Consider the following 10,722-nt stretch of genomic DNA (forward strand, 5'->3'; position numbering starts at 1 on the left):
CGAGTAATTGGATCGGTGATGAGGGCAAGGCCTAACGCCCGGGCGGGCGAGGTGACGGCTATGTCGACGCTCCGCGACATCGCCGACACCGCCGTCGTCCAGTGCCTGGGGATCGAGGCCGACGAAACCGTGGTCGTCGTGACCGACGACGAGCGCCAGCCGATCGGTGAGGCGCTCTACGCGGCCGCCAGCGACGTCACCGACGACGCGACGATCCTTCGGTATCCGCCCGGCGAGCAACACGGGGCCGAACCGCCCGCGCCCGTCGCCGCGGCGATGCGCGAGGCCGACGCCTTCCTCGCACCGACGACAAAGAGCCTCTCGCACACGCGCGCGCGGTCGCGAGCGAGCGACGCCGGCGTCCGCGGTGCGACGCTGCCCGGGATCACCGAGGACGTCTTCACGACCGGTCTCGACGCCGACTATGCGACTATCCGGCGGCACTGCGCGGACGTCTTCGCACAGGTCCGTGACGCCGACAAGATCCGCGTCACCACCGAGGCTGGCACCGACATCACCCTCGAGCCCGGCACTCGGGAGTGGCGACAGGACACCGGGATGGTCCACGAGCCCGGGGATTTCTCGAACCTTCCCGCCGGCGAGGTGTTCGTCTCCCCGGAAACCGCCGACGGGACGTACGTCGTCGACGGGACGATGATGCCCCACGGGCGCTTGGCGGACGAACTCCGCTTCGAGGTCGCGGACGGCTACGTCACCGACATCTCCGACGATGCCGTCCGCGCGGAAGTCGAGGCCGCGGCTGATGAGGTCGGCGACGCCGCGTACAACCTCGCCGAGCTCGGCATCGGGACGAACGTCGCCGTCACGGAGTTGGTGGGGAGCGTCCTGCTCGACGAGAAAGCCGCCGGGACCGTCCACATCGCCATCGGTGACGACGCCGGTATCGGTGGCGAGACGGATGCGCCGATCCACCTCGACGGCATCATTCGGGAGCCAACCGTGTATGCGGATGGGGAAGCCGTGAGGCTTCCAGAAAACGAGCGGTGACGAAGGAACCGCGAGTAGACGAGGAGCTACGGCTCCCCGAGCCGTAGGCCTCGGGAAGGCGAGACTGACCCCGGTCTCCTAGCGAGACACCCGCACGCGAACGCTCGGGCCTCTCCGCGGGTTTTTACGCCTCGGGCCGCTTACACCGATTATGAGCGAACACGCCGAACGGGCACCTATCGCGTGCCCCTCCTGCTCCCCGGAGCAGGAGACGGTCCACGAGCTCCTCACGGTCGGTGGGGGGACCGCCACGGTCCGCTGCACCGAATGCGGTCACACGCACAAAGCGCCACTCGACTCCGAGGACACCGTCGAACCGACCGTCGTCGTCTCACAGGAGGGCGACTCGTTCACCGCGTCGGTCGAGATGCCCGCCGACGAGGACGTCCAGACGGGCGAGGAGTTCATCCTCGAAACCGAGGAGGTCATCATGCAGGTCCGGGTCACCGACATCGAAGTCGGGCCCGAGGAGCGCGTGACGCGCACCACGGCGGGCGAGGTCGAGACCTTCTGGACCCGCGCCGTCGACAACGTGTCGGTGCCGATCACCGTCCACCCGCGCGACGGCGAGGGCGATGGCACGCGTAGCCTCGACCTCCAACTCCCGGGCGACGAGGAGTTCATCATCGGCGAGACGTACGAGTTCGGCGACGAGGAGTTCGAAGTCGAGGGCATCCACGTCCGCGAGGATGCCATCGAACGCTACGACTTCCAGAAGCTCGGCCACGAGGGCGATACCGTCCTCGCTAAGGACGTCAAGCGCGTCTACGGCGTCGATAAATCCTCGAAGGCCTGGTCCGCTTGGTAACTTCCGCCTGATCGGTCGCTCCCCGTTCGATCGGCCCCCACTTTTTCCCGCGTCGCACGCGCGCACTCGACTATGGCGTACGAGGAGGCCCGAAATCGACTCGCCGACCGGCTCGCCGAACGCTACGACCTCGATCGACGCGTCGTCGAGGCGATCCGGGCGGTGCCGCGACACGTCTTCATCCCTGAGGAGCGCCACGGCGACGCGTACGCCGATCGTCCACTCCCGATCGGCCACGACCAGACGATCAGCGCCCCGCACATGGTCGCCGTGATGGCCGACCACCTCGACCTCGTGGAAGGCGAGACAGTGCTCGAAATCGGGACGGGCTGTGGCTATCACGCCGCCGTCACGGCCGAGCTCGTCGGTGCGGAGAACGTCTTCAGTGTCGAGTACGTCGAGGACCTCGCCGCCGACGCCCGCGAGAACCTTCAGGACGCGGGCTACGGTGACGTGCACGTCCGACAGGGCGACGGCCGCGAGGGGTGGCCCGAGGGTGCGCCGTACGACGCCGCCTACCTCACCTGCGCCGCACCCGAGATTCCCGACGCGATCCTCGACCAGACGCGGGCCGGCGGTCGCGTCCTCGCACCCGTCGGGGACCTCGCGCAGCGACTCGTACGCGTCGATGTCGGCGCGGACGGCACTGAACGCGAACGCCTCGGTCGCGTCCGTTTCGTGTCGATGCAGTAGTCGGTTCGTTGGTTCGTGTCGATGCAGGTCGGGTTCGGCCGTTCGGATCGTTCAAGATCCTCGGTCTCCAACCCCGCGTATGGAGTACGCGGTCGCCCGGGACGGGATGGTCGACAGCCTCGAACACGAACTTCGGGGTGTCATCGAACCCGACCCCGTCGGAACGGCGATGCGCGCTGTCCCGCGCCACGAGTTCGTTGACGCCGACCACCGCGCGTACAACGACCGATCGTTCGAGGCGTACGGGACGCGCGTCCTCGCACCCAGTACCGCCGGCGCGCTCGTCCAGGCGCTCGCGCCCGAACCCGGTGACGACGTCCTGATCGTCGGCGCGGGCGTCGGGTACACTGCGGCAGTCGTCGCCGAAATCGTCGGCGACGAGAACGTTCACGCCATCGACATTGCACGCCGGGTCGTCTGGGCGGCCCGCGACAACCTCCGGCGCGCTGGCCACGCGGGCGTGCTCGTCGATTGTCGCGACGGCGCGCACGGCTTCCCGGAGTACGCGCCGTTCGATCGCATTCTCGTGGAAGCGGCGGCCGTCGACGTGCCGGACGCGCTCCGCGAGCAACTCGCCGCCGACGGCCGACTCGTCATGCCGCTGGGTACGGGCGAGCAGCGACTCGCGACCGTCGAGAACGGCGGCGATATCGTACACGAGGGCCGATCGGTCGCGTTCGCCCCGTTGCTCGTCGAGGGCGAGCAGAGCGGCGTACCGACCCGTAACCGAACCCACCGAGAGGACCAAGAACACGCCCAAAAACGCGCCGATCGACGTCGTGGCTGGGAGCTCGACTGGATCGATTGGGACTAGCGGACGACAAGGACGTCCGTGTTCGCGCGCCGATCGGCGTATTTTCCGCTCGGCGGGTTGACCGTGAGCGTCAGCGTTCCCTGACCGGCCGTTGGCGGGAGCGTTGGTGTCGCACGGATGGTCGCGACGCCGGTCGCGTTCGTCCGCGCGACGATCGGTTCGCCGCCCGCGAGACCGGCGGTGTCCGCGCTGAGGACGACCGTGACGTCGGGGATGGCGTGTCCCCCCGTGTCGACCGCCGCGACGGTGATCGTGGTGTTCTCCGTGTGGACGACGTCGGGTGTCGGACGCGCGTCGAGTTCTGTCGTCGTGAGCGCGCCGACCCCGCTGATCATGTTGAGCATCACGCCCAGGACGGCGGTCCCGACGACGAACGCGACGACGAGACGGATCGGGAGCCCCGCGACGCCGCGATCGCTCCCGGTAAGACGGACGGATTCGAGGTTCACACCACCTCGTGGTACCGCCATCGCACTTGAGGGTGTGTTCGGGAGTTTGATGCCGACCGGCGTGTAGATACCCGTATGGTCGATGGGGACCCCCGTGTCGTGTATCCGATCGCGGTCGTTTTGTCCGTGATCTACGCCACGATCGTCGTGTACGGCGCGTCGCTTCTCGACTACCTCACGTTCTCGTTCGGGGCTGTAGCCGCCGCGACGGTGGTCGTCTTCGCCGTGACCTATCTCGCGATCCTCCGGTGAGATCGCCGCTCTGGTCGCGCGGTGAATCGACTCCGGGACGCTTTTGTTCTCGCTCTCCGAACCTTGAATTGAGACCGCGCAGTTCCATCCCCGGCGCGGAGGTTTTGGCCAGCCTAAAACAATACGCTTATGTGCTTTTAGGCTAGCCTAAACTCTGTATGCCACGAACGAAGCGATCCCACCTCAGTCGACTACTCGCCGTGACGATTGCCGTTCTCGTCTGTTGTTCGCTGCTCGTCGGTGCCGGCGCTGCGAGTAGCGTAACGTACGTCACCGTCTCCGACGTCGCCGTCTCCAACGACAACCCCGAGACCGGCGACGCGATCACCATTACGCCGACGATTCGGCACTCTAGCGCCGGTGAAGGGGGGTTCCACATCAACGAGATTACGCTCACCACCGCGGGCGGTGACGTAGTCGCAGAAGCCGACGACCTCGGGACGATCGGGGCCGACGAGACGCTCGACGTGCCGCTCCGGACCTCGTTCGAGACCGCTGGTGAGAAATCCCTCACCATCCATGTCCGCGGGACGACCGTGAACTCGACGGGCGACGCCCAGGCGGTCTCGACCGTTACCCGCCCGGTCTACATCGACGTCGACGAACCCTCGTCCAGCGAGCCCGAACCCGCGCCCCGCGTCCACATCGACGCTGGCTCGATGGTCGCCGGTGCCGAGTCCACCGTCGACGTGACCGTCTCGAACCCCAGTGAGGACGCGCTCTCTGACGTCACGCTTCGCCTCGACGACTTCGGCGATACCGTCGATGCACAGACGCGGATGCGCCCGACCATCCCCGCTGAAAACATGACGACGTTCACGTTCACCGTCTCCCCCGAGGAGGCCGGTGACATGAACTTGAAGGCGACCCTCACCAGTGAGGACGAGAGCGTCACCGGCCTCACTTCCACCACGGTTGACGCGCTTGAGGATGACGTACGCGTCGACGCGACGGTCGTTCAGGAGAACGACTCAACGCTCCTCCAGTACCACATCGCGAACGCCGGTAACGCACCGATCCACGACGTCCTCGTGACGGCGGACTCGTCGGGCGAGTCCCTGCCGAGTGCCTCGGTCGATCGCATCAACGCCTCGTCCTCGGGGACGCTCACGGTCCCCGTCAGCTCCGAGCCGGCGAGCGTGTCACTTGATGTCTCCTATACGGTCGGCGGTGCGTCCAGTAGCACCACCGCGACGATCGGTTCGCGGGGGCTGGCGTCGACGGACGGTGGTACTGCTACTGCGTCTGCGCAGAACGCCTTCCTGAGCGGCGGATTCGGCGGGATCCCGATCGCCGGTCTCGGGTTGCTTCTCGGCGGCGTGGTCGTCGGCGTCGCCGGCACGCGCTTCCGCAAGTGACACACGCACGTCCGCCGAGCCACGCGACACGACTCACACGACGCGGACGCAGACACGTCGGCCCTCGACTCGGCTAAACCCCGAGCAACCAACGGGGGGTTCCATCGTTTTTATCCCTGTTTCGACTGTACAGCCCCGTGATGCGTCGCGAAATCGTTTTACTTGTCCTCGCACTGGTACTCGTCGTCCCAGCCACACCGGTCGTGGCAGAGAACTCCGTCTATGGGAATCCTGAAGTCTCACTCTCCGTGTCCGACGACACGTTCAAAGCAAGCGAGGCTGCTACCCTTTCCGTCGTCGCATCCAACGACGGCCGGATCCAGCAGGGGGGACCCGCCCAGTATGAGGAGAAGATCAAGACCGCACAGAACGTCCGACTGACGGTGCTCGAAGACCAGATCGATGCGCCCATCGACGTGAAGACGGGCACCATTGTCCGTGGCTCGATCCCTGGCTCAAGCACGTCAACCTTCGACTTTAACGTCGAAATCGGGAACGCGACTCCCGGCACGTACGATATCCCTGTCCGCGTCGAGTACAAGCACGTCCGTGCAGTCACATACAGTGATACCGAACAGCCCGAATACATCTGGAGTACTATCGACGAGCGCAAGGATGTTACCATCACCGTCGAGGACCGCCCGCAGTTCGATGTCGTCTCCGAGGGGAACAACGCCGTCTTCGCCGGCGATACCGGGAGCCTCTCGTTCACGCTAGAGAACACGGGGACGCGAACCGCGAACGCCGCGTCCGTCCAGCTCTCGACGCAGTCCGGATCGCTCTACTTCGGTTCGCCGTCGAACGCACAGGGGGAGACCAGCCTCTACGTCCCGACGCTCGACCCCGGCGAGACGACGACCGTCTCCGCACAGGTTGGTGCGGGTAGCGAGACCTCCCCGGGTGAGTACCCCGTCAACGCCGTCGTCTCCTACGAGAACCAGAATGGCGTCACCGAGCAGTCCGATACGCTGACGACGGGCGTGCAGGTGCGCCCCGAACGCTCGTTCGAACTCCGTGACGTCTCGACGGAGAACTTCCGCGTCGACGAGAACGAAGCGCGGATCAACGCGACGGTCGTCAACACCGGCCCCGGCGACGCGCGGAACGTCGCGGTGCAACTCGGCCAGACGTCGACCGTGACGGCGACGAACGGCGAGTCGTCCGTCGGTGACCTCGCGGTTGGTGAGTCCGCACCCGTCTCGTTCACGGTGACGATCCCCGCGAGCGCCGAACCCGGCACGAACACCTTCCCGTTCACCGTGCAGTACGAGAACGCCGACGGTGACGTGCGGACGACCGACACCCCCATCCGAAAGTCGATCTCGATCGGCCCCGAGCGCGACCCGTTCACCGTCACGAACGTCTCCACCGGCGTCTCGCCCGGCGGGAGCGACTCGGTGACAGTCGGTATCCGCTATAACGGTGCGGAGCCTGTCTCCGCGACGAACGCCAAAATCTTCGTGAGCGACCCGATCTCGACGTCCGACGACGGCGCGTATCTCGGGACGATGCAGCCCGGTGAGACGACGAACGCGACGTTCACCGTCAGCGCCGGCTCGGGCGCACTCACGAAGGCGTACGCCGCCTCCATCGAGGTGCGCTACGACGACACTGATGGCGACACGAAGTACACCGACGGGCTGCCGATCGGGATTCCCGTCTCGCCGTCGAGCGGCGGCCTCCCGGTCCCGCTCCCGGTCATCGTCGTCGCCGTGCTCGTCGTGGCCGGCGGTGCCTACGTCCTCTATCGCCGCCGATGAGCGCGGCTCCACACGGAGGGACCACGTATGGGTAAGCTCCGCGGCATCTTCGCGTCCATCGGCGATCGGGTGCAAGAGCGCCCGGTGGCGACGCTCGCGCTCGCCGTCCTCCTGATCTTCGTGTCGGTCGGCGGCGCGGCACAGATCACGAGCGTGACCGGTAACTCCGCGTTCGTCGCCGAGAACCCTACGTTCGAGGCCTACTCCGAGTCCTTCGATCACGGGAGCGTTGCCGTCCTCATCCGCGGCGACGTCACCGAACCGTCGACGATCCGCGCCGTCGACAGACTCGATCAGCGGATGAGCCAGACGCAGAACGTGTACAGCGTCACTAGCCCGGCCGACCAGGTCAGAGCCGAGTACGGGCGGATCCCGAACTCCGAGCGGAAGATCGAATCCGTGCTCGGCTCACCCGACTACGCAATCGTCAGTATCACCACTGACACCGGCCTCTCACAGCAGGAAGAGCGGCCGATCTACGACCGCGCGGTCGACGTCAAGCAGTGGGCGAACTTCCCCGTTGGTGCCTCCGTGACTGTCACGGGGAGCGCTGCGTTCTCCGCGCAGATGTCGAGCGTCATCCAGCAGAGTACCTCCCAGCTCCTCGGCCTCGCGGTCGGGCTGATGATCGTGGCGCTGTTCTTCCTCTTCCGCGGGGTCAGATTGCGCCTCCTCCCGATCGTCGCCGTCTTCGTCGGCGTCATCTACACGTTCGGCGCGATCGGGTATGCGGGCATCCCGAACTCGACGCTGACGAGCGCGGTGTTCCCCATCCTGATCGGGTTGGGGATCGACTACTCCGTCCAGTTCCACGAGCGCTACGAGGAGGAACTGGAGCAACGTCCGCCACGGACGGCGCTCCCGATCGCCCTCGGTGGTGTCGGGCCGCCCGTGCTCGTCGCGATGCTCGCGGCCGCACTCGGGTTCGCTGCGACTTGGGTGTCCACGACGTCGCCCGCGACCATCTGGTTCGCCCAGACGTCCATCCTCGGCGTCATGCTCACGTACGCTGCGGGGATCCTTATCCTGCTCTCCCTGCTCACCATCTACGTCCGGTGGCGCTTCGACGGGGAGTTGGAACACGACACTACCGACGACGAGGAATCCGCAGAAGATCGGCTCGCCAGCGTCGGTACTGTTGGCCGGCTCCTCGGACGCTCCTCGCGGGTGTTCGCCAGCCACCCGAAGACCGTGCTCGTGCTCGCGCTCGTGCTCGCCGGGGCCGGCTTCCAGGTGAGTTCGTCGCTGGACACGATGACGGACACGAACGAGTTCATCCCGCAGGACCTTCCCGCCTACGTCGACCTCCAGCAGTTCCAGTCCGTCACCGGCGGCGGCTCGAGTACGAGCTACAGCATGCTCGTCACCGGCACGAATCTGCGCGACCCTGAAGTGTTGCGCTGGATGGTGCAGTTCGAGGACGTCGCGACGGAGACGCCGCTCATCACGGGCGTCGACTCCCCCGCGACACTCGTCAAACAACACAACGGCGGGGAGATCCCGCAGACTGAGGCCGGGGTGAATCGCGTCCTCGACGACGTCCCGCAGAAGACGCTTGAACAGTACTATAATGACGGGCGCGCGCACGTAACCATCGCGACGGTGCAGGACATGACCACCGCCGAGATGCTCTCGTTCCTCGATAACGCCGAGAGCGCCACTGCGTACAGCAACCCGCCGCCCGGCGTCACCGCCGAGGTCACGGGGACGGCCGCCGTCTCGACGCCCTCGATCGTCTCGCAGATCAATTCGCGGAACACGACGACGGCCCTCGGCCTGCTGTTCGTCTTCGGGCTGTTGCTCCTCTACTACCGCGATCTCGTGAAGGCCGTCGCGCCGCTCGTCCCCATGGTGTTCGTCCTCGGCTGGCAGAACATCTACATGTACGAGCTCGGGATTCCCGTGTCGCCGCTGGGCGCGAGCCTCGGTGCGATGACCGTCGGGATCGGGGCCGAGTACACCATCATCGTGATGGAGCGCTACTACGAGGAGAAAGCCCGTGAGGGTATGAGTAAACTCGACGCCGTGCAGGTTGCCTCCGCGCGCGTCGGGAAGGCGATCAGCGTCTCCGGGATGACGACCGTCTTCGGCTTCTCGGCGTTGATCCTCTCGCCGTTCCCGATCCTCAGCGGGTTCGGTTTCCTCACCGTCGGCGTCATCTTCCTGACGCTGCTCGCGTCGCTCGCCACGCTCCCGCCGACGCTCGTCCTCCTTGATGGCGTCGCCGAGCGCGTCCACGACTACCGGGCGTCGCGCGGGCAGCCCGCCTGAGGACCGCACCCCAGCCGGTTTTTCTGTCCGTTTGTTTTCCACTAACCCGTCAGATGGGTGTGTGACGCACTCTCAGCCCTTCTCGGCGGAGTATCGCACACAAAGTACTTACCACAGCACGCTCTTGCTAGGGATGTACTCCTACCCGACTGGATCGCGTCTAGTACTGCCCCCGCGGCAGGTTCGAACGACACCCCCAGTCAAACTATAAAAACAATGACAGACAACAACTCAAAGCTCCGCGCAGTGCTCCTGTCGGCGCTGATGGTGCTCTCCGTCTTCGGAGCCACCGTCGCGTTCACGGGCGGCGCTGCTGCGAGTGCTTCCACCTGGTCACAGGTCTCATCCGACGACGTTGAGACCGGCCAGTCATCGTATAGTCAGGATCTCGTGTTCACTGCGGGATTCGATTCGAACGGCACAGAGAACGCTACGCTTGACCTCAGCAACTACCCCGACGGGATCTCCGTCACCGGCGCGACGGTGTCGGACTCTCCTGCTGAGATCGACGTCGCAAACGAGAACCTGAACACCAGCAACGATGCGTTCACCTTTGATCTCATCAGCACCAACCAGAACGGTGTGTCTGGTGACGTGACCATCACCCTTACGCTGGATACGACGGGTGCCTCGGCGACACAGGGCGTTTCGCCGACGCTCTCCGCTGCGCAGTCCGGTGCTGACACGTCGTTCTCCTTCGACGTCGTTGAGCCGGACACCGGCTCGTCGACGGGCGGTGAGGACAGCCGCGCGGGGAACGCTGACGGGACGGGCGAAGCCCCGACCGACGGTGTTTCGGAAGTGTTCATTTTCGACGGTGCAACCGTCTACAAGGGTGAGGAGGACCTCACCTTCGCTGGTGACCTCGACAGTTCGCTGACGGGTGTTGCCGGGAACGCAGAAGGGACGATCCTGAGCCCGCCGATCCCGCAGGACCAGTCTGAGGGTCAGTACACGAACACTGGCGAGTCCGGCGCGCCCGGCGTGACGGTGAACACGCCGCGTGTCACCGAACTCGAAGTGAACAACCCGAACGGTGCGGACATCTCCGGTGGGTCGGTCTCCGAGGCGAACGCGGGGGCGCTCACCATCAACGCTGACTGGAACTACGCGGAAGCCGAGGACCTCGAACTCGCCGTGATGGACTCCAGTGGTCTGGAGATCACCGGCGACGTCATCGAGGGCTCGGACACGATCAAGAATGCGGACGGTGAGGCTTCCTGGACGCTCGACCTGAGCAACCAGGACGCTGGCGAGTACACGATCGAAGTCGCGGGGACGGAAGACCTCGACTTCGGTCCGGCAACGC

10 protein-coding genes are annotated in these 10,722 nt (G+C 65.8%); 9 read left to right on the forward strand and 1 reads right to left on the reverse strand.

The features are described from left to right. Positions 1-60: 60 nt before the first annotated feature. The 4 genes from ABDZ36_RS04075 (at position 61) to ABDZ36_RS04090 (ending at position 3,323) form a co-directional block, all read left to right on the forward strand. Positions 61-1,008, forward strand: coding sequence for an aminopeptidase (locus tag ABDZ36_RS04075; protein ID WP_211311542.1), 948 nt, complete (start codon positions 61-63; stop codon positions 1,006-1,008). A 151-nt stretch (positions 1,009-1,159) separates the two neighbouring features. Next, positions 1,160-1,816 (forward strand): HVO_0476 family zinc finger protein, encoded by a 657-nt coding sequence (locus tag ABDZ36_RS04080; protein WP_211311541.1) that lies wholly within the window; start codon positions 1,160-1,162, stop codon positions 1,814-1,816. 72 nt (positions 1,817-1,888) lie between these two features. Beyond that, a complete protein-coding gene (locus tag ABDZ36_RS04085) occupies positions 1,889-2,509 on the forward strand; it encodes a protein-L-isoaspartate(D-aspartate) O-methyltransferase (RefSeq protein WP_211311540.1) in 621 nt (206 codons plus the stop codon). Positions 2,510-2,588: 79 nt separating this feature from the next. Beyond that, positions 2,589-3,323 (forward strand): protein-L-isoaspartate O-methyltransferase family protein, encoded by a 735-nt coding sequence (locus tag ABDZ36_RS04090; RefSeq protein ID WP_211311539.1) that lies wholly within the window; start codon positions 2,589-2,591, stop codon positions 3,321-3,323. Here ABDZ36_RS04090 and ABDZ36_RS04095 read toward each other — a convergent pair. After that, a complete protein-coding gene (locus ABDZ36_RS04095; protein ID WP_211311538.1) occupies positions 3,320-3,772 on the reverse strand; it encodes a DUF7382 domain-containing protein in 453 nt (150 codons plus the stop codon). The two genes, ABDZ36_RS04090 and ABDZ36_RS04095, sit on opposite strands and share 4 nt — an antisense overlap. Positions 3,773-3,847: 75 nt before the next feature. On the opposite strand from ABDZ36_RS04095, the gene ABDZ36_RS04100 reads away from it, so the two are divergent. The 5 genes from ABDZ36_RS04100 to ABDZ36_RS04120 all read left to right on the forward strand — a co-directional run. Then, positions 3,848-4,024, forward strand: coding sequence for a DUF8107 family protein (locus ABDZ36_RS04100; RefSeq protein WP_211311537.1), 177 nt, complete (start codon positions 3,848-3,850; stop codon positions 4,022-4,024). Between the two features lie 158 nt (positions 4,025-4,182). Next, complete coding sequence (locus ABDZ36_RS04105) at positions 4,183-5,382, forward strand: COG1361 family protein (RefSeq protein ID WP_211311536.1); 1,200 nt, start codon at positions 4,183-4,185, stop codon at positions 5,380-5,382. 248 nt (positions 5,383-5,630) lie between these two features. Further along, the gene (locus ABDZ36_RS04110) at positions 5,631-7,142 is read left to right on the forward strand and encodes a COG1361 S-layer family protein (RefSeq protein ID WP_343749210.1); all 1,512 of its coding nucleotides are present in this window, start codon (positions 5,631-5,633) and stop codon (positions 7,140-7,142) included. Between the two features lie 27 nt (positions 7,143-7,169). Then, positions 7,170-9,413: a hydrophobe/amphiphile efflux-3 (HAE3) family transporter gene (locus ABDZ36_RS04115; RefSeq protein ID WP_211311534.1), complete on the forward strand. Its 2,244-nt coding sequence runs from the start codon at positions 7,170-7,172 to the stop codon at positions 9,411-9,413. A gap of 216 nt (positions 9,414-9,629) precedes the next feature. Beyond that, the coding region (locus ABDZ36_RS04120) for a surface glycoprotein (protein WP_343749211.1) at positions 9,630-10,722 on the forward strand (1,093 nt) is incomplete at its 3' end.

The sequence above is a fragment of the Halarchaeum salinum genome, from assembly GCF_039520965.1.
Taxonomy (GTDB): domain Archaea; phylum Halobacteriota; class Halobacteria; order Halobacteriales; family Halobacteriaceae; genus Halarchaeum; species Halarchaeum salinum.

Coding starts and splice junctions, on each gene's coding strand:
- ABDZ36_RS04075 (WP_211311542.1), top strand. CDS start 61: ATGTCGACGCTCCGCGACATCGCCGACACCGCCGTCGTCCAGTGCCTG.
- ABDZ36_RS04080 (WP_211311541.1), top strand. CDS start 1,160: ATGAGCGAACACGCCGAACGGGCACCTATCGCGTGCCCCTCCTGCTCC.
- ABDZ36_RS04085 (WP_211311540.1), top strand. CDS start 1,889: ATGGCGTACGAGGAGGCCCGAAATCGACTCGCCGACCGGCTCGCCGAA.
- ABDZ36_RS04090 (WP_211311539.1), top strand. CDS start 2,589: ATGGAGTACGCGGTCGCCCGGGACGGGATGGTCGACAGCCTCGAACAC.
- ABDZ36_RS04100 (WP_211311537.1), top strand. CDS start 3,848: ATGGTCGATGGGGACCCCCGTGTCGTGTATCCGATCGCGGTCGTTTTG.
- ABDZ36_RS04105 (WP_211311536.1), top strand. CDS start 4,183: ATGCCACGAACGAAGCGATCCCACCTCAGTCGACTACTCGCCGTGACG.
- ABDZ36_RS04115 (WP_211311534.1), top strand. CDS start 7,170: ATGGGTAAGCTCCGCGGCATCTTCGCGTCCATCGGCGATCGGGTGCAA.